The organism is Nocardia mexicana NBRC 108244, assembly GCF_001613165.1.
In the GTDB taxonomy this organism is placed as follows: Bacteria; Actinomycetota; Actinomycetes; order Mycobacteriales; family Mycobacteriaceae; genus Nocardia; species Nocardia mexicana.
On the sequence record NZ_BDBV01000127.1, the window covers coordinates 1 to 17,294 of the forward strand.

The following is a 17,294-nucleotide window of genomic DNA, read 5'->3' on the forward strand; positions in this document are numbered from 1 at the left end:
GGCGGCCTGCGCGGCCGCCTCCTCCGCCCGGCGCTGCTGATCCCAGGCGAGGAATGCCTCGCGCTGGCCCTGTAGACCCGCCACCTGCTGCCGCGCCGCATCCAGCCGCTGCTGGGCCGAATCCCGTTGCTGCGACACCGCGTTCCGCCGCGCGGCCTGCTGGTCCTGCGCCGCCTTGGCGGCGCTGACGGCCTGCTGCGCCTCGACCTTCTTCTGCTCGGCGGCGGCCGCGGCGGCATCGGCGGCCTGTTTGGCCTGTCGCGCAACCGAATCCCGGTTGGCCTGCTCGACCTGCGCCCGGCGTAATCGCTGCAGCGCGTCCTGCCGGGACTTCGAGGCGATGCCGAGCAATTGCGCCCGGTCCAGCGCGGTCGACGGGTCGGCCCCGGCGAGCACGTTCACCAGCGCGCCGGTTCCGGGCTGGGTGTAGGCCTCGATGGCGAACCGGTCGAACTCGGTGCGCGCCTGATCCACCTTGGCGCCCGCGTCGGCGAGGTCGCGGCGGCTCGCCTCGACGGCGGCCGCGGCGGAGTCCGCCTCCGCCCGCGCGGCCTGCAGGTCGACCAGCGCCTTGTTCACGGCCTCGCGCTTCTGCGCGACCTCGGTGTCGAGCTGCTGCAGCTGCTGCTCCGCCGCGGCGACCTCGTTGATCAGCCCGCTCACCTCGGTGACGCCCGCGTCCACCTGCCCGTTGGCACCGGCGATATCGCCGTCGCTCGGATTGGGCGGGGGCGGGGGCGCCGCACCGGCCGGCGGAATCGATACCGACACCGCGACCGCGCACAACAGCAATCCCAGAGCGACCTTGATCGAGTTCCCCTGCCGGTTCGACCCAGCCACTCGCGCACCTCCCTGCATCCCGCTCCGCTCCCGGAGAACCGAGGTTCACCGGGACTGCGCTGGGCGATCAGTGACGGCATCGCCTCTCGAGCACCAGCAGCCCCTTACTTCCCACCAGCCGCTACGAGCTCTTACGACACTTCTTCCCCAAACGTGTCATTCGAAACCGTACGGCACTTTAGCCACGGAAGAAACATGGGCAACAGAATGCCAGCCGTGTAATTTACACATAGCTGGACGATAGCCCACTGCCTGCCCGATTCGAGGGTCAGAAACAGACCGTCCCGCAGGAATCTCAGCTGCGGTGTTGACCGGCTCCGACTAGGGAGCCGCTACCCGGGGCGGCGCATCCGCAGGAACGACCGCCGAACGCCGCCGGGCCTTCAGCCAGTACAGGACGCCCACGACCAGCACAACACCCGCCAGGAGCACCGCTGTCGCCGCCGTAGGCGACACCTTCTGCGGCGCTTCGAGACGATCGACGAAGATTTGCGCCGCCGTGTCGGAGTTCCCGAGGCCTTTGCCCTTGGCCGGATCCTCGGCCCGCTCCAGCCGCGCCCGCGGGATCGAGTCGCTGTAGGTCCCGACGAAATCGTCGCTGAGCACCGCCACCGTGCCGTGTTCGCTCTTCCCGACGGTGGTGGCCAGGTCACGCATGTCCTCTTCGCGCCCCTTGTTGCCCTGCACCACCACGATGCTCAGATCGATCCCGTGCTCGCGGGCACCGTCGACGATCGACGCCAGCTCGTCTTCCTTCTGACGCTGCCCCTTCGGCACGGCGACATGATTGTCGCTCAGATCGTCGAGGATCGCGTTCACGTCGGTATCCGGCGGTAGCACTGCCACTTTGGGTGTGAGAACCGAGGTGTTCAAGACGGTCATCTTCCATCCGGTCTGTCGAGCCGCCCAGGGGGCGACGGCATCCAACATTCTTCAGGCGATCAGCATGCTGACGACGCACGCCGGATCCGAATACTCCGACGGGCCCGAGAGCACAGTACGCGACAGGAGCATGATGGTTGCTGGCACGGCGCGCGTGACGCGCCCCGCGTGTTTCACAGGACAAGCGTACTGTTAGGGTTGGAGATACGAGGCGCACAGCCCGAGACTGCGCCCTCGACCGGGCCGCCGGCACAGCCCCGCCGGTGGCCGAGAGACTCACCGACGAGTGGAGCTGAACGTATGACGAGCATCGATACATTCGGCGCCAAAGGCACCCTCGAGGTCGGAGATCGCTCGTATGAGATCTTCCGCCTCTCCGCCGTGCCCGGCACCGAGAAGCTGCCCTACGCCCTCAAGGTCCTGGCGGAGAACCTGCTCCGCACCGAGGACGGCGCCAACATCACCGCCGATCACATTCGGGCCATTGCCAATTGGGATCCTTCGGCCGACCCGAACACCGAAATCCAGTTCACCCCCGCGCGTGTCATCATGCAGGACTTCACCGGCGTGCCCTGCATCGTCGACCTGGCCACCATGCGCGAGGCCGTCGCCGCCCTCGGTGGCGACCCGGACAAGGTGAACCCGCTCGCGCCCGCCGAGATGGTCATCGACCACTCCGTCATCATCGACGTCTTCGGCCGCGAGGACGCCTTCGAGCGCAACGTCGACATCGAATACCAGCGCAACGGCGAGCGCTACCAGTTCCTGCGTTGGGGCCAGACGGCTTTCGACGACTTCAAGGTGGTGCCGCCGTCGACCGGCATCGTGCACCAGGTCAACATCGAGCACCTGGCCCGCGTGGTCATGGAGCGCAACGGCCAGGCCTACCCCGACACCCTCGTCGGCACCGACTCGCACACCACCATGGTCAACGGCCTGGGCGTATTGGGTTGGGGCGTAGGCGGTATCGAGGCCGAGGCGGCCATGCTGGGCCAGCCCGTCTCGATGCTGATCCCGCGCGTGGTCGGCTTCAAGCTGACCGGTGAGATCAAGCCGGGCGTCACCGCCACCGACGTCGTGCTGACCGTCACCGACATGCTGCGCAAGCACGGCGTGGTCGGCAAGTTCGTCGAGTTCTACGGTAGGGGCGTCGCCGAGGTGCCGCTCGCGAACCGCGCCACGCTGGGCAATATGAGCCCCGAATTCGGTTCCACCGCAGCGATTTTCCCGATCGACTCGGTGACCGTCGACTACCTGAAGCTGACCGGCCGCTCCGACGAGCAGGTCGCGCTGGTCGAGGCCTACGCCAAGGAACAGGGCCTGTGGCACGACGCCGAGCACGAGCCGTCCTACTCCGAATACATGGAGCTGGACCTGAGCACCGTGGTGCCGTCCATCGCCGGGCCGAAGCGCCCGCAGGACCGAATCCTGTTGTCGGAGAGCAAGACCGCGTTCCGCAAGGACATCCACAACTACACCAGCGACGCCGAGGGCGACCCGGCCGCCAGCACCCCGCACACCCACCTGGACGAGGCCATCGAGGAGTCCTTCCCGGCCAGCGATCCGGCGGTGCTGTCCTTCGCGGACGACGACGCCGTGCTGCCGACCGCCGCCAACGGCGCGGTGGGCCGCCCGACCAAGCCGGTCAAGGTGCAGTCCGAGGAGTACGGGGACTTCATCCTCGATCACGGCGCCGTGGTGGTCGCCTCGATCACCTCCTGCACCAACACCTCCAACCCGTCGGTCATGATCGGCGCGGCCCTGCTGGCCCGTAACGCCGTGGAGAAGGGCCTGTCCCGCAAGCCGTGGGTGAAGACGTCGATGGCGCCGGGCTCGCAGGTCGTCAACGGGTACTACGAGAAGGCCGGCCTGTGGCCGTACCTGGACAAGCTGGGCTTCAACCTGGTCGCGTTCGGCTGCGCCACCTGCATCGGCAACACCGGACCGCTGCCGGAGGAGATCTCCAAGGCGGTCAACGACAACGACCTGACCGTCACCGCCGTGCTGTCGGGCAACCGCAACTTCGAGGGCCGCATCTCCCCCGACGTGAAGATGAACTACCTGGCCTCGCCGCCGCTGGTCATCGCCTACGCGCTCGCGGGCACGATGGACTTCGACTTCGAGAACGAGGCGCTGGGCAAGGACACCGACGGCAACGACGTGTTCCTGAAGGACATCTGGCCCGCGCCGCAGGAGATCCAGGACACCATCGACCGGGTCATCTCCCGCGACATGTTCATCGAGGACTACGCGGACGTGTTCAAGGGCGACGAGCGCTGGCGTTCGCTGCCCACCCCGGAGGGCAAGACCTTCGAGTGGGCCGAGGACTCCACCTACGTGCGGAAGCCTCCGTACTTCGAGGGCATGCCGCAGACCCCGGAGCCCGTCCAGGACATCAAGGGTGCGCGCGTGCTGGCGCTGCTGGGTGATTCGGTCACCACCGACCACATCTCCCCCGCCGGCAACATCAAGGCGGGCACCCCGGCCGCGCAGTACCTGGAGGCCAACGGCGTCGAGCGCAAGGACTACAACTCCTACGGCTCGCGGCGCGGCAACCACGAGGTGATGATCCGCGGCACCTTCGCCAACATCCGGCTGCGCAACCAGCTGCTGGACGACGTCTCGGGCGGCTACACCCGCGACTTCACCCAGGACGGCGGCCCGCAGGCCTTCATCTACGACGCCTCGCAGAACTACCAGGCCGCGGGCATCCCGCTGGTCGTGCTGGGCGGCAAGGAGTACGGCTCGGGTTCCTCGCGCGACTGGGCGGCCAAGGGCACCAGCCTGCTGGGCGTGAAGGCGGTCATCACCGAGTCGTTCGAGCGCATCCACCGCTCCAACCTCATCGGCATGGGCGTGATCCCGCTGCAGTTCCCCGAGGGCGAATCGGCCTCGTCGCTGAAGCTGGACGGCACCGAGACCTTCGATATCGAGGGCATCACCAAGCTGAACGAGGGTGCGACTCCGAAGACCCTGAAGGTGACCGCCACCAAGGAGAACGGCGAGAAGGTGTCGTTCGACGCGGTGGTGCGCATCGATACCCCCGGTGAGGCCGACTACTACCGCAACGGTGGCATCCTGCAGTTCGTGCTGCGCAACATGATCAGCAAGTGATTCGATAGGTTGTCACGCTCGGGCCCCGATTCGATTCGGGGCCCGGGCACTTCGCTCGGATCTGGTTCCGTCGTTCCGGCGAACACCCCCGCTTGGAGGAGCCCCATGCCCAAGGTCAGTGACGACCACCTTGCCGCCCGGCGCAGCCAGATCCTGGACGGGGCGCGGCAATGCTTCGCCGAATTCGGCTACGAGGGCGCGACGGTGCGCCGCCTCGAGGACGCCATCGGCCTGTCCCGGGGCGCGATCTTCCATCACTTCCGCGATAAGGACGCGCTGTTCCTGGCGCTGGCCCACGAGGACGCCGCCCGCATGGCGGAGGTCGCGGCGACCCAGGGCCTGGTCCAGGTGATGCGCGATATGCTCGCGCGCCCCGAGGATTTCGACTGGCTCGGGACGCGGCTCGAGATCGCCCGGCGGCTGCGCACCGACCCGGAGTTCCGGGCGAATTGGGAGCAGCGCTCGGAGGAGCTCACCGCCGCGACCATCGCGCGCCTGGAACGGCGCAAGGCCGCCGGCGCGCTGCGCGACGACGTGCCGACCGACGTGCTGCTGGGCTACCTCGATCTCGTCCTGGACGGTTTGATCGCGCGGATCGCCTCCGGACACGCCAACGACAATCTCTCCGCGGTCCTGGATCTGGTGGAGGCATCGGTACGCCGCAAACAGTGAGGCGCGCCGTATCCGTCGTCCCGGCCGACGATCCTGCCGCCGGACGACAGCGAACCCCGGCGACACACGCGTTGGGAACCAAGGGCTTACGACCTAGCCGTGGTTCTCATTGATGTGCTGCGCCGCGTGCGTCGTCCACAGCACGTCCGTCCCCGGCATGGTGTGGCCGGAGTACAGCACGTGCTGGCCGTCCGGCCACGGGGTGAGGTAACCGATGACGCCGCGGACGGCCTCGGCGTAGCGGTGCACGTTGCCGGCCGGGTCACGCATCAGCCAGCGCAGCAGCTCGTCGAAGATCAGCGGGGTGAGGTTGCCGATGCGGGCGCCCTCCACGAAGGAGAACGGCGAGATCCCCACGTCGATCAGGCGCAGCGGTGAATCCGCGGCCGAGGCGGTGATGATGTCGCCCGGATTGGCGTACTCGCGCACGTCCACATCGCCGGGGAACGGCCCGTGCCGACCGTGCAGGCCGTACAGGTGCGGCGGGCACAGGTCGTTCACCGAGACCCCCGGCGGGCGTACAGGATTGGCGATGGCGACGGAGAAGGCGATCTGCAGCGGGCTACCGTCCGGATTGGTGTATTCGCCGCACCGCACACCTTCGAGGATGTTGCTCGCGCAGATCGATCCGAGCGAATAACTCAGCAGCCCGCAGATATTCGGCGAATCCTGGATCGCCCGCACCCCGGCCTCGGTGCCCAGCCGCACCGATGTCTCGAGCGAGGGCCCCCACACCTCCGGGGTCGGCCCCACCGAGGCGGGCCAGTCCGGCTCGAACGCGCTGAACCGTGCGGGGTCGAGCAGCCTGGTGACATCGCGCAGCATGCCCGCCGGTGCGCCATCGGGATTGCGCTGCTCCCCGGTCCCCCGCAGTGTGATGATGTCGATCATTCGACCCACCCCTCTACCTCTGCTCCGGCCCGCCCCATGGCGAACCCGGTGCGATGTCACGATAGGACTGCCCACGGGCCGCCACGCGAGTAATCGGCTACCTCATTCGACGCTCGCCGAGCATCCGGAAACCGCGCAACGACTGCCGCGACCTCCTCCTGAAATCGCCGACCTCGAGCAATCACCGCCACAAGACCGCTGGAACGGCACTCGATGCAATAACGCAGAGTGTGCAGCATCGCACCGCGTGCCGATTCGCACCGGATGCGGAATCCGCGGCGTCACAGGGACATCCGGGTGTCGTGACCCAGACCACGCCGAATCGGGAAATACCGGGCATATGCCGGAGGTTTGCGGAGGTATGACGTTTTCTGTGCCTGTCACCGTCCGCGGCTACGAACTCGATGTGAACGGCCACCTGAACCAGGCCGTCTACCACCAGTACGCCGAGCACGCCCGGTGGGAGGTGCTGCGCGCGGCCGGTCTGGTTCCGGACAAGATGCGGCTGGCGGGAGTGGGGCCGGTGGTCCTGGAATCGACGGTGAAGCATCTGCGCGAGCTGCACCTGGGCGACGAGGTGACGGTCACCAGCGAATTCGAGTGGGGCGAGGGCAAGGTCTTCCGGATGCGCCAGCAGATCATCAAGCTCGACGGCACCATCTCGGCCGAATTCGGCGTCGTACTGGGACTGATGGACCTCACCGCGCGCAAACTCGTGTCGAACCCGATCGAGCGTTTCCTGGAGCTGGCCGAGTCCCGCGAGGCGCTCGGTCTGTAAGGACAGGGAGACGGTCCGCGCGTGTTGATCGCTCAACTGAAAATCTTTCGGCGATAGCGCATTACAGACCGGAACGGGCGATTTGTCCTTGCACCTGAAATCTTCCGATGTGAACCGATCGGCGGGGTCGTGGGGATATGATCCAGGTCACGCTCGGCTTCCGTGGCAAACCGCGAGCAGATCGGAGACCAGCCCTATGACCGAAACCATTCGCCCGTTCATCCCTGCCGCCGGACCGATCCCGGATATTCGGGATCTCGTGCCGCCACTACCCGGCTACCTGGTGGCAGAGTCGGACCGGACGATCAGTGTGCGCGTCGGCGAGGGCACGTGGACCTTCGACAGGGCGGATGTGCTGAGCGTCGACGACCGCCGTGACGACGACGCCCGAGCGGGCCGTCCCGTGCGGGTGTGGGTCCGTCCGGGCGCCACAGCCGATTTCACGCAGCGCCGGCGCATCGATCTCACCGACCGCCCGATGACGCTGCCCCATCGGCGCTCCCCCGCCCAGAGCGACGAGGCCCTGCGACGCCTGACCGACGAGTGGGCCCGCGCGCTGCGGCTGCCGAGTACGCCCGGCATCGGCGGCGCCACCTCCACCTTCTGCCAGACCATGACCTCCGCGCGCAGCGACGACGGTACCGCCTGCGACAGTCTCGACTGAGGCAGCGCTGCGATGTCCGCCGCCCGCCCGGCAGGTTCGGTGCTGATCGTCACCGAAACCGACGATCTGCACGCCGACGCGATGGCGGCCACGCTGCGAAAGCACCACCAGCTCAACCCGATTCGCCTCGATATGCGCGAGTTCCCGCGCGCGACCGGCAGTTTCCGCCTGGACCGCGCGGGCACCGCACGCTCGGTGTCGCAGGCGGTCGGGCTCGACGACGTCACCGCGGTCTGGTGGCGCAGGCCGCACCAGTGCGTCGTACCCGGCGGCGTGCGGCACGCCGACGACGACTACCGGCAGGCCGAATGCGACGGCTTCCTGCAGGGCCTGCTGTGGTCGATTCCGGCGGTATGGGTCAACGATCCGGGCGCCGATCGCACCGCCACCCGCAAGATCGTGCAGTTGGAGACGGCCCGCCGCAGCGGATTCCCGATCCCCGAGACCCTGATCACCAACGATCCGGACGAGGCCCGCAGCTTCATCGACTCCCGGCCCGACCGGGTGGTCTACAAGCGCACCGGCACCGGCCGCGCCGAATTCTCCGAGACCCGGATCATCGCGCCCGCCGACCTGGACCGCCTGGCCACCATCCGCTCGGCGCCGACCACCTTCCAGGACTACATCGACGCCGAATGCGACCTGCGCGTGGTGTGGATCGACGGCATCGAATGGGCGGTGCGCATCGACTCGCAATCCGGTGCGGGACGGGTGGATTCGCGCCTGGACACCTCCGTGGACTTCACCCCGGCCCGGCTGCCGGCGTCGGTGAGCAAGTCGCTGGCGACGCTGATGGGAGCGCTGGGCCTGGCGTTCGGCGTGCTCGACCTGCGGCTCGGCGCCGACGGCGAGTACTACTTCCTGGAGGTGAACCCGCAGGGGCAGTTCGCCTACCTGGAGATCAAGACCGGCCTGCCGATCTTCGAGAGCCTCGCCAACTATCTGGCCATCGGCGACGCCGTGGTGGAGCGCTACTGATCCTCGAAACTGTCCAGCAGTACCCGCAGAATCCGGTCCAAATCGCGCCGGTCCTGAGCGGACAACGCCGACAGCAGCCGGGTCTCGTTCTCGGTGTGCACCGCGACGACCTCGTCGATGAGTTCGCGGCCGGCGTCGGTGAGCGCGACCCGCACGGCCCGCCGGTCCCCGGCATCGGCGACCCGGCGCACCAACCCCGCCGACTCCAGCCGATCCAGCCGCCCGGTCATCCCCGCGCGCGACAGCATCAGCGTATCGGCCAGCACCGACGGGTTGAGTTCGAACGGCGCGCCCGAACGGCGCAGTGCCGCAAGCACATCGAACTCGCCGCGCTGCAGGCCGTGCGCGACGAAAACCGCGTCGATCGCACGCCCCGCCACCAGGTTCAGCTTGCCCAACCGCCCCACGATCGCCATCGCCTCGAGCTCGAGATCGGGCCGCTCCCGCCGCCACTGTGCCGTGATGGTGTCGATCGCATCCCTGCTCCGCTGCGCCATGGACAGCATTCTATTCGCCGGTATATAGTTCGCTACCGAACTATTAACCACCGAACAAATCGGAGTCGCCATGAGCACCACCACGCCCCGCATCGCCGCCGCGATCCGCCACCCGGACGACGCCGAGGTGCACCGCACCGACGCGGTCACCATGCGTTTGCTCATCGATTCCGAGGACGCGGGCGGCAGCGTCAGCACGCTCGAGGTGACGATGACGGCCGGTGCCGACGGCGCCGCGCCGCACTACCACACCCTCTCCGACGAGCTGTTCTACGTCGCCGACGGTGAACTTCAGGTCATGGCGGGCGACGAGATCGTCACCGTCGGCGCCGGTGGCGCCCTCACCGTGCCGCGGTTCATGCCGCACGCGTTCGGCGCCGCGCCCGGCAGCCCGGCACGCATCCTGATCGCACTCACCCCCGGCGTGCAGCGCTTCGGCTACTTCCGGATCCTGGAGCGCGTGGCCAACGGCGACGCCACGCTCGCCGAACTCGCCGCGACCCAGGACGAATACGACAACCACTTCGTGGACGCGCCGCAGTGGTGGGCCGAGCGCAACGCCCATCGCGGCTGATGCGCACAGTGCGCCAGCGCATCTCGTGGCCGTCACCCGCGGATCACAACGTGCCCAACGGGTTTCGCGCCGCCGGCTACTTGCTGGCGGCTTTACGCCGGTTCGCCCCGCCCCGGCTGCGGAGTTGCACGTGCGACTCCACCAGCACGTTGTGGATGAACCCGTACGAGCGGCCGGTTTCCCGGGCCAGCGAGCGGATGCTTGCCCCCGCCTCGTACTGCTTCTTCAGCTGGGTTTGCAGGCGGTCTCGCGACTTTCCGGTGACGCGCGTGCCTTTACCCAACGTGGACTTCCCTTGTGCGGGCCTGTCACTCATGGCTTCCTCCGGTCGCCCTGCAGCCTTATTCCAGGCTAAACATTCGGCCGTCGGTGATCAACGCCTCGCTGTGATTTAGCTCACCGATTTTCGAAATAGTCCGGAACGGCCGACGAATTGCGGCCCCCGGCCCCGTCCCCATCTTCGACAGCGATACCGCGACGAATACCCGGGAGCACCCCATGCGCAAGATCACCGCAGGCCTGTTCATCGCCCTCGACGGCGTGGTGGAGGACCCGCAGGACTGGCATTTCCCCTACTACAACGACGAGATGGGCGCCGCCGTGGACGCGCAGCTCGGCGACGCCGACACCCTGCTGCTGGGCCGCGTCACCTACGACAGCTTCGCGGGCGCGTGGCCCGAGCGCGAGGCGGACGGCGGGGAGGACGCCTACTTCGCGAAGAAGCTCGGCGACGCGCGCAAGCTCGTGGTGACGCGCCAGGACCTCGCCTTCACGTGGCGCAACTCCGAGGTGCTGAAAGGCGAACTGCTGGAAGCGGTCACGGCGTTGAAGCAGGAGACCGGAGGCGATATCGCCATGAGCGGATCGGTCTCGGTCGTCCGTCAACTCCTGGCCGCCGGATTGATCGACGAACTGCATCTGTTGGTGCATCCGATCGCGGTCCGCAAGGGCCAGCGCCTGTTCGACGACGCCGACACCACGCTGCCACTCACCCTGCGGCACTCGACCACGTTCGGCACCGGCGTCGTCCATCTGGTCTACGGTCCCGGCGAGCACCGCACAGGCGGCTACGAGGAAGCCAAACAGCATCTGGCACAGGACGACTGACGGCCGTGCTCACGCCAGCTGGATGAGCTCCAGGTAATCCTGCGACCAGTGATCCTCGGTGCCGTCGGGCAGCATGATGACCCGCTCCGGGTTCAGCGCCTCGGCGGCGCCCGGATCGTGGGTCACCAGCACCACCGCACCGGCATAGCTGCGCAGCGCGTCGAGCACCTGCTCGCGCGAGATCGGATCCAGGTTGTTGGTGGGCTCGTCGAGCAGCAGCACATTCGCCGCCGAGGACACCAGTCCGGCCAGCGCCAGGCGGGTCTTCTCGCCGCCCGACAGCGTCCCGGCGGGCTGCTCGAGCTGCGGGCCGGAGAACATGAACGCACCCAGCAGACTGCGTAGCTCCTGCTCTCCCGCGTCCGGGGAGGCGTGGCGGATGTTGTCCCACACCGTGGCGGTGTCGTCGAGGGTGTCGTGCTCCTGGGCGAAGTAGCCGACCTTGAGACCGCGGCCCTGCTCCACGCCACCGGCGGTCGGGGTCTCCACTCCGGCGAGCAGTTTCAGCATGGTCGTCTTGCCGGCGCCGTTGAGCCCCAGCACCACCACGCGACTGCCCTTGTCCACCGCGAAGTTGACGCCGGTGAAGATTTCGAGCGAGCCGTACAGCTTGGTCAGGTCCTTCACCATCAACGGCGTCCTGCTGCAGGCCGCGGGCTCGGGGAACTTGATCCGGGCCACCTTGTCGGCGACCCGCACGTCGTCGAGTTCCGCGAGCATCCGGTCGGCGCGCCGCGTCATCTGGTGCGCCGCGGCGGCCTTGGTCGCCTTCGCGCCCAGCTTCGCCGCCTGGGCACGCAGCGCGCTCGCCTTCTTCTCCGCGTTGGCGCGCTCACGCACGCGGCGTTGCTCGTCGGCGGCACGCGCGTCCAGGTACTTCTTCCAGCCCATGTTGTAGATGTCGGCCTCGCCGCGCACCGCGTCGAGAAACCAGACCTTGTTCACGACATCGGACAGCAGATCCACATCGTGCGAGATCACGATGAGCCCGCCCTCGTGGTTCTGCAGGAAGCCGCGCAGCCAGGTGATGGAGTCGGCGTCGAGGTGGTTGGTCGGCTCGTCCAGCAGCAGCGTGCGGTCGGATTTGCCGCCGCTGCCGTCGGAGGCGGAGAACAGGATGCGCGCCAGCTCGATGCGGCGGCGCTGACCGCCCGACAGTGTCCGCAGCGACTGCCCGAGCACCCGATCGGGCAGTCCCAGGCTGTTGCAGATGCGGGCCGCCTCGCTCTCGGCGACGTAACCGCCCAGGGCCGAGAACCGTTCCTCGAGGCGGCCGTACTTGCGCACCGCCTTCTCGCGCTCGGCGTCGTCGGCGACCTCGGCCATCAGCGCCTGCTGCTTCTCCATGTCCCGGATCAGGGCGTCCAGCCCGCGGGCCGACAGCACCCGGTCGCGGGCCAGCACGTCCAGGTTGCCCTCGCGCGGGTCCTGCGGGAGGTAACCGATCTCACCCGAGCGAATCACCTTGCCCGCGTAGGGCTCGCCCTCCCCGGCGAGGATGCGCAGCGTGGTGGTCTTCCCGGCGCCGTTGCGCCCGACCAGCCCGATCCGGTCGCCGGACTGCACCCGCAGCGCCGCGCCCGGCGCGGTCAGCAGGGTGCGGATTCCGGCCCGGACCTCCAGGTCGGTCGCGGTGATCACAGATATCTCCTCGGCATCGGCGGTTCAGGGGTGACGGCTCGAGTGTGCATTCTTACGACACACAAGAACCACCGATTTTACCCAAGCGAACTATCACCTGGCTCCCCGGTTGCGGGTGCTTTCCGCCATACCGGTCGGCAGGTAACGTGCCGACCCATGAGCGACGAGCTGAAGGGCAAGGGTGCCCTGGTCACAGGGGCCAGCCGGGGTATCGGTAAGGCGGTGGCGGCCGAGCTGCTGTCGCGCGGGGCGAATGTGCTGATCACGGCGCGCAAGCCGGAGGCGCTGGAGGAGACGGCGGCGGAGCTGGCGACCCTCGGCCACCCCGGGAAGGTCGTGGCGATGCCCGGGAATTCCGGCGATGCCGCGGCCCGCGGCCAGGCCGTGACCACCGCGGTCGCCGAGTTCGGTGCGCTCGACATCCTGATCAACAACACCGGGATCAATCCGGTCTACGGCTCGCTGATGGACGCCGACCTGGACGCGGTGCGCAAGATCTTCGACGTCAATGTCGTTGCGGCGCTGGGCTATGTGCAGGAGGCGCATCGGGCGTGGATGGGCGAGCACGGCGGCGCGGTGGTCAATGTCGCCAGTGTCGCCGGACTGCGGTCGACCGGCGTGATCGCCGCCTACGGCGCCTCGAAGGCGGCCCTGATCCGGCTCACCGAGGAACTGGCCTGGCAGCTCGGACCCGGCATCCGGGTGAACGCGGTGGCTCCGGGCGTGGTGAAGACGAGGTTCGCCGACGCGCTCTACTCGGCCGGTGAGGAGGCCGCGGCCGCGCCGTACCCGATGAAACGGCTGGGCACGCCGGAGGACGTCGCCGCGCTCATCGGCTTCCTCGTCTCGGATCAGGCGGCCTGGATCACGGGTGAGGTCGTCCGAGTGGACGGCGGGCTGCTGGCGACCGGCGGGCTCTGACGCTTCCGCCCGGCGGCCGGAACTCCGGGTCCGGACGTCGTCTGGTGCAATCGTCCGTGTGACCACCGACCTCCTCGTGTGCGGTCTCGGGCCCGCGGGGCGCGCGCTCGCCCACCGTGCGCCGGCGCACGGGCTGTCGGTGACGGCGGTCGACCCGAATCCCGCACGGCGCTGGAACGCCACGTACGGGGCGTGGGAGGACGAGCTGCCGGATTGGGTCGCCACCGCCACGGTCGCCGCGACGATCGCGCGTCCTGCCGTCTGGGGCACGCGGCGGTTCGAGCTGGATCGCCGGTATGTGGTGTTCGATGTTGCGGCGCTCCAGATTTCGATGGATCTGGGCGACGCCCGCGTGGTAGCGGACCGCGTCGCCGAGATCGGCCGCTCGCGACGGGGCGCGAAAAGCCCTGAGTGGGTGCGGCTTTCGTCCGGCGCTGTGCTCACCGCGCACCGGGTGATCGACGCCCGCGGACTCACCCGCTCCCCCGCTCGTGCCGAGCAGACCGCCTACGGCGTGGTGGTGTCGCGCGATCTCTGGGCCGAGCCGCTGTTCATGGACTGGCGGCCGGACAACGGGGCGGCACCCGACGAAACGCCCTCGTTCCTCTACGCGATCCCGCTCGACGCCGACCGATACCTGCTGGAGGAGACCTGTCTGGCGGGCCGCCCCGCACTGAGCGGAGCACAGCTGCGGCAGCGCCTGCGGGCCCGATTGCGGTGCCGCGGTATCGAACTCGGCGGTGACGAGGCGGTGGAGCACGTGCGGTTCCCGGTGCAGGGCGGGCGTCCCGGGGCGCGCCGCTTCGGCGCCGCGGGCGGGCAGCTGCATCCGGCGACCGGTTACAGCGTCGCCGCGTCCCTCGCCGCGGCCGACCCCCTCGCCTCCGGCTCCTCGATCTGGCCGGTCTCGGCGCGGGCCGTCCACGGTTTGCGTTCCGCGGGCCTGCGCGCCCTGCTCGCACTCCCCCCGGCCGACCTCCCCCGCTTCTTCGACGCATTCTTCGACCTTCCGCCGAACCTGCAACGCGCCTACCTGTCCGGCCGCGACGACCTCCCCGGCACGGCCCACGCCATGAGCACCCTGTTCCGGAACCTCCCGTGGCACCTGCGCCGAACGCTCGTCACCGGCACTCTCGGCCTTTCGAGATGACACTTTCGGCGGGCATCCACGCCTCGGGCGCAAGAGATTCCGGCGAAAAGCATGCCGGAAATGAGAAAGGTGGCGTTGCGCCGGACAGACTATGCGTGGCGTTGCGCCGGACAGACCATGCGTGGCGTTGCGGTGTCGACCGGGCGGGGTCAGTGGCTGTCGACTACGAGGGCGGTGGTGTTGTCGGTGCCGCCGGTCTGTAAGGCGTTGTCCACCAGGGCTTCCGCCGCGAGGTCCGGGGTCGGCTGCGCGTTCAGGATGTCCTTGATCTCGGAGATCGTGAGGCGCTTGTGGACGCCGTCGGTGCTCAGCAGCAGGCGGCCGGAGCTCGTGCCCGTGACGGCATACCCGATATCGGCGGCCCGCACCGTGCGCGTGGTCGTGTACACCATATGACTCATCCGCGGCGCCGGATCGAGTCCGCGAGCCCGCAGGTACTCGGAAACGGTGTGGTCCGTGGTGATCTGGTGCAGCACCCGGCCGTTCCACCGATAGGCGCGGCAGTCGCCGACCCAGGCGATCTCGCAGCTGCCGCCGGTCCGATCGTCGGGCAGCACCGCGACGACGAGCACGGCATCGGCGCTCGGCTCCGGGAATTCGCGCAGCAGCTCCCGCTGGGCCGCCAGGATGCCGGACTGCGGGCCCCGCCGGGCCGCCTCCGTCGCGGCGACGACCGCGGCGGTCCGGGCCGCCCGCGCGGCCAGCAGATGGTCTCCGATCCCGTCGGCGACGACGAAGGCGGTGCACCCCGTCTCCACATCCGTATGACCGGCGACCGCATCGGCGTTGATCGAACGCGCCCCGCGCCTGCTCACCGACTGTCCTGTGATTCCGGTGAGCCGGATCAGCTCGCGGCGGGTGATGGCGGTGGTGGGTGCGGTATCCACAGCCTGGCCTCCTCGGAGTGGCCTGCGCGTGCTGCCGATCAGCACAATTCGAGTAAACGCCGGCAATCCAAGAGTCAACCGTGCGATCCCTGTGAAAGCGGCCACGAGATGATCACGATTCGGTAGCAGGTGGAACGGGCCGGTGCGACGGCCGGCAGGGGTGTCGACGCCGCCGCCGACCAGCCCGTTCCGGTGTCACGGACATGCGGCAATGCCCGGACCCGGCCTCGTCGAGCGCCGCCGGCACGGCCTCCGGCGCTGGCGTCCCCGACGAGTACCGCAGCACGGTGCCGGGCGTTTGCCTGTCCCGGACCGCGCCCTCAGGTTAGGACCCGGCGGTGCCCGGCGCGCGCCGCCTGGGACATGTCATCACCGGGCGATCGGCGGTTTGCGCTGCCGTCCAGCGGTTGCCGGAAACCGCCCCGCGGGCGGCCAGAAACACGCCCGCACGACCAATCCACCCGCGCGATCGCTTCGACTTCCCTGTGTCCACCAACCGCGAAAGGATCGGGCCTCCATACGTCGATACCCTTGACCGGCAACTCCGCCACCGGCGACCGCGTCCGGGACCAGTGCGTCCCGGTCGTCAATTTGCGGGGCGTAGAAGATTTTTCTGTTCGGAACCAATCCGGCGCCGCGTTGGCGACGACTCGCTTCTGTGAGGTCGAACGCATTGGACGCCGGTTTGGAAGGACACTGAATGGTCATCCGCGCCCGAGGATCGTCGGGTGGCGTCCCTGCCGGTGACATCATCGACACGGATGCGACGCTGCATTCGCTGATCGAACGTGTCGCCGCGGGTGACGAGCAGGCTTTCGCCGATCTGTACGACATCGTCGCGGGCCCCGTGCTGGGGATCGTCGCAAGGATTCTGCGCGATCGCCCGAGATCCGAAGAGGTCACCCAGGAGGTGCTCTTGGAGATCTGGCTGAAGGCTCCGAAGTTCTGTGAGCAGCCGGGCAATGTGATGGCGTGGGCCGTCACCATGGCACACCGCCGCGCGATCGATCGCGTCCGGCACGAGCAGGCCTGCTCCGACCGCGAGGACCGGATCGAACAGCTGGACGTCAGACGTCCGGTCGACGAGGTGGTCGAGGCGACGCTCGCCCGGATGGAGACCCGAGAGGTGCAGCAGGCACTCGACAAGCTCACCGAGCTCCAACGTCAATCGATTGTGCTGGCCTACTATGGCGGCTATACATACCGCGAGGTCTCCCAGGTTTTGGGCACCCCGGTCGGAACGGTCAAGACCCGAATGCGTGACGGTCTGATTCGTCTGCGTGAATATTTGGGAGCACATCAGTGACTTGCTCGGCCCCGATCCGCGATCTCACCGCACCATACGTATTGGACTCACTGCCCGACCACGAACGCCAGGCCTTCGAGAACCATCTCGGCGGCTGCCCGTCCTGCGGCCGGGACGTGGCCGAACTGCGTGCGGCCGTGGTCCAGATGGCGGTCGCGTGCGCGCAGAAGCCCGCGCCGGGCATGCGCGAGCGGGTCCTCGACAGCATCCGGGCCACGCCGCAGCATCCCCCCGAGGAACCGCAGCCACCGCCCGCGGCGCCGCGCCCGGCGCGCCGCTGGCCCGTCCGGATCGAGACCGAGATCGTCGCGGCGACCGCGGCGCCCATACCGCCGGACGCACCCCCGGCGGCCAACCGGCCGCCGGGGCATCCGCACCGTCCACACGCGTAA

18 protein-coding genes are annotated in these 17,294 nt (G+C 68.6%); 11 read left to right on the plus strand and 7 right to left on the minus strand.

Annotated elements, in window-relative coordinates:
* Both NM1_RS37765 and NM1_RS37770 read right to left on the minus strand, forming a co-directional pair.
* On the minus strand, positions 1-840 hold an 840-nt coding region (locus NM1_RS37765), incomplete at its 3' end, for a coiled-coil domain-containing protein (RefSeq protein ID WP_373864095.1).
* A gap of 321 nt (positions 841-1,161) precedes the next feature.
* Positions 1,162-1,722, minus strand: coding sequence for an Rv1476 family membrane protein (locus NM1_RS37770; protein WP_068031890.1), 561 nt, complete (start codon positions 1,720-1,722; stop codon positions 1,162-1,164).
* A 300-nt stretch (positions 1,723-2,022) separates the two neighbouring features.
* Here NM1_RS37770 and NM1_RS37775 point away from each other — a divergent pair, with 300 nt between their 5' ends.
* Positions 2,023-4,836, plus strand: coding sequence for an aconitate hydratase (locus tag NM1_RS37775; protein ID WP_068031895.1), 2,814 nt, complete (start codon positions 2,023-2,025; stop codon positions 4,834-4,836).
* 105 nt (positions 4,837-4,941) lie between these two features.
* Positions 4,942-5,508 carry a TetR/AcrR family transcriptional regulator gene (locus tag NM1_RS37780; RefSeq protein WP_068031897.1) on the plus strand — a complete coding sequence of 189 codons (567 nt, stop codon included), beginning with the start codon at positions 4,942-4,944 and terminating at the stop codon, positions 5,506-5,508.
* 93 nt (positions 5,509-5,601) lie between these two features.
* Here NM1_RS37780 and NM1_RS37785 read toward each other — a convergent pair whose 3' ends face one another.
* Positions 5,602-6,399, minus strand: a complete 798-nt coding sequence (locus NM1_RS37785; RefSeq protein ID WP_068031900.1) for a hypothetical protein — start codon at positions 6,397-6,399, stop codon at positions 5,602-5,604.
* A gap of 361 nt (positions 6,400-6,760) precedes the next feature.
* Here NM1_RS37785 and NM1_RS37790 point away from each other — a divergent pair, with 361 nt between their 5' ends.
* The 3 genes from NM1_RS37790 (at position 6,761) to NM1_RS37800 (ending at position 8,819) form a co-directional block, all read left to right on the plus strand.
* Positions 6,761-7,177 carry an acyl-CoA thioesterase gene (locus NM1_RS37790; protein ID WP_068031903.1) on the plus strand — a complete coding sequence of 139 codons (417 nt, stop codon included), beginning with the start codon at positions 6,761-6,763 and terminating at the stop codon, positions 7,175-7,177.
* Positions 7,178-7,373: 196 nt separating this feature from the next.
* Positions 7,374-7,841, plus strand: coding sequence for a hypothetical protein (locus tag NM1_RS37795; RefSeq protein ID WP_068031906.1), 468 nt, complete (start codon positions 7,374-7,376; stop codon positions 7,839-7,841).
* Positions 7,842-7,853: 12 nt separating this feature from the next.
* The gene (locus NM1_RS37800; RefSeq protein ID WP_068031909.1) at positions 7,854-8,819 is read left to right on the plus strand and encodes an MvdC/MvdD family ATP grasp protein; all 966 of its coding nucleotides are present in this window, start codon (positions 7,854-7,856) and stop codon (positions 8,817-8,819) included.
* Here the strand turns inward: NM1_RS37800 and NM1_RS37805 are convergent.
* A complete protein-coding gene (locus tag NM1_RS37805; RefSeq protein ID WP_068031946.1) occupies positions 8,813-9,316 on the minus strand; it encodes a MarR family winged helix-turn-helix transcriptional regulator in 504 nt (167 codons plus the stop codon). The genes NM1_RS37800 and NM1_RS37805 overlap by 7 nt on opposite strands.
* A gap of 70 nt (positions 9,317-9,386) precedes the next feature.
* Here NM1_RS37805 and NM1_RS37810 point away from each other — a divergent pair, with 70 nt between their 5' ends.
* Positions 9,387-9,890: a cupin domain-containing protein gene (locus NM1_RS37810; RefSeq protein ID WP_068031912.1), complete on the plus strand. Its 504-nt coding sequence runs from the start codon at positions 9,387-9,389 to the stop codon at positions 9,888-9,890.
* Between the two features lie 76 nt (positions 9,891-9,966).
* On the opposite strand, the gene NM1_RS37815 is transcribed toward NM1_RS37810, so the two are convergent.
* A complete protein-coding gene (locus NM1_RS37815) occupies positions 9,967-10,206 on the minus strand; it encodes a helix-turn-helix domain-containing protein (protein ID WP_068031915.1) in 240 nt (79 codons plus the stop codon).
* 182 nt (positions 10,207-10,388) lie between these two features.
* Between NM1_RS37815 and NM1_RS37820 the strand changes: the two genes are divergently transcribed.
* Positions 10,389-10,997, plus strand: coding sequence for a dihydrofolate reductase family protein (locus tag NM1_RS37820; protein WP_068031918.1), 609 nt, complete (start codon positions 10,389-10,391; stop codon positions 10,995-10,997).
* A gap of 9 nt (positions 10,998-11,006) precedes the next feature.
* On the opposite strand, the gene NM1_RS37825 is transcribed toward NM1_RS37820, so the two are convergent.
* Positions 11,007-12,638 (minus strand): ABC-F family ATP-binding cassette domain-containing protein, encoded by a 1,632-nt coding sequence (locus NM1_RS37825; protein WP_068031921.1) that lies wholly within the window; start codon positions 12,636-12,638, stop codon positions 11,007-11,009.
* 156 nt (positions 12,639-12,794) lie between these two features.
* Between NM1_RS37825 and NM1_RS37830 the strand changes: the two genes are divergently transcribed.
* Together NM1_RS37830 and NM1_RS37835 are read left to right on the plus strand one after the other, a co-directional pair.
* Positions 12,795-13,559 (plus strand): SDR family oxidoreductase, encoded by a 765-nt coding sequence (locus NM1_RS37830; RefSeq protein ID WP_068031925.1) that lies wholly within the window; start codon positions 12,795-12,797, stop codon positions 13,557-13,559.
* Between the two features lie 58 nt (positions 13,560-13,617).
* Positions 13,618-14,709: a lycopene cyclase family protein gene (locus tag NM1_RS37835; RefSeq protein ID WP_084520432.1), complete on the plus strand. Its 1,092-nt coding sequence runs from the start codon at positions 13,618-13,620 to the stop codon at positions 14,707-14,709.
* A 149-nt stretch (positions 14,710-14,858) separates the two neighbouring features.
* Here the strand turns inward: NM1_RS37835 and NM1_RS37840 are convergent, their stop codons facing one another.
* Complete coding sequence (locus NM1_RS37840; RefSeq protein WP_114699380.1) at positions 14,859-15,596, minus strand: PP2C family protein-serine/threonine phosphatase; 738 nt, start codon at positions 15,594-15,596, stop codon at positions 14,859-14,861.
* Between the two features lie 700 nt (positions 15,597-16,296).
* On the opposite strand from NM1_RS37840, the gene sigK reads away from it, so the two are divergent.
* Both sigK and NM1_RS37850 read left to right on the plus strand, forming a co-directional pair.
* Entirely contained in the window at positions 16,297-16,902 is a 606-nt protein-coding gene (sigK, locus tag NM1_RS37845; RefSeq protein ID WP_084520433.1) for an ECF RNA polymerase sigma factor SigK, read from the plus strand.
* Complete coding sequence (locus NM1_RS37850) at positions 16,899-17,294, plus strand: zf-HC2 domain-containing protein (RefSeq protein WP_084520434.1); 396 nt, start codon at positions 16,899-16,901, stop codon at positions 17,292-17,294. Before sigK ends, NM1_RS37850 begins: the two co-directional genes overlap by 4 nt.

Coding starts and splice junctions, on each gene's coding strand:
- NM1_RS37800 (WP_068031909.1), top strand. CDS start 7,854: ATGTCCGCCGCCCGCCCGGCAGGTTCGGTGCTGATCGTCACCGAAACC.
- NM1_RS37795 (WP_068031906.1), top strand. CDS start 7,374: ATGACCGAAACCATTCGCCCGTTCATCCCTGCCGCCGGACCGATCCCG.
- NM1_RS37790 (WP_068031903.1), top strand. CDS start 6,761: ATGACGTTTTCTGTGCCTGTCACCGTCCGCGGCTACGAACTCGATGTG.
- NM1_RS37770 (WP_068031890.1), bottom strand. CDS start 1,722: ATGACCGTCTTGAACACCTCGGTTCTCACACCCAAAGTGGCAGTGCTA.
- sigK (WP_084520433.1), top strand. CDS start 16,297: ATGGTCATCCGCGCCCGAGGATCGTCGGGTGGCGTCCCTGCCGGTGAC.
- NM1_RS37820 (WP_068031918.1), top strand. CDS start 10,389: ATGCGCAAGATCACCGCAGGCCTGTTCATCGCCCTCGACGGCGTGGTG.
- NM1_RS37805 (WP_068031946.1), bottom strand. CDS start 9,316: ATGGCGCAGCGGAGCAGGGATGCGATCGACACCATCACGGCACAGTGG.
- NM1_RS37830 (WP_068031925.1), top strand. CDS start 12,795: ATGAGCGACGAGCTGAAGGGCAAGGGTGCCCTGGTCACAGGGGCCAGC.
- NM1_RS37810 (WP_068031912.1), top strand. CDS start 9,387: ATGAGCACCACCACGCCCCGCATCGCCGCCGCGATCCGCCACCCGGAC.
- NM1_RS37815 (WP_068031915.1), bottom strand. CDS start 10,206: ATGAGTGACAGGCCCGCACAAGGGAAGTCCACGTTGGGTAAAGGCACG.
- NM1_RS37780 (WP_068031897.1), top strand. CDS start 4,942: ATGCCCAAGGTCAGTGACGACCACCTTGCCGCCCGGCGCAGCCAGATC.
- NM1_RS37785 (WP_068031900.1), bottom strand. CDS start 6,399: ATGATCGACATCATCACACTGCGGGGGACCGGGGAGCAGCGCAATCCC.
- NM1_RS37775 (WP_068031895.1), top strand. CDS start 2,023: ATGACGAGCATCGATACATTCGGCGCCAAAGGCACCCTCGAGGTCGGA.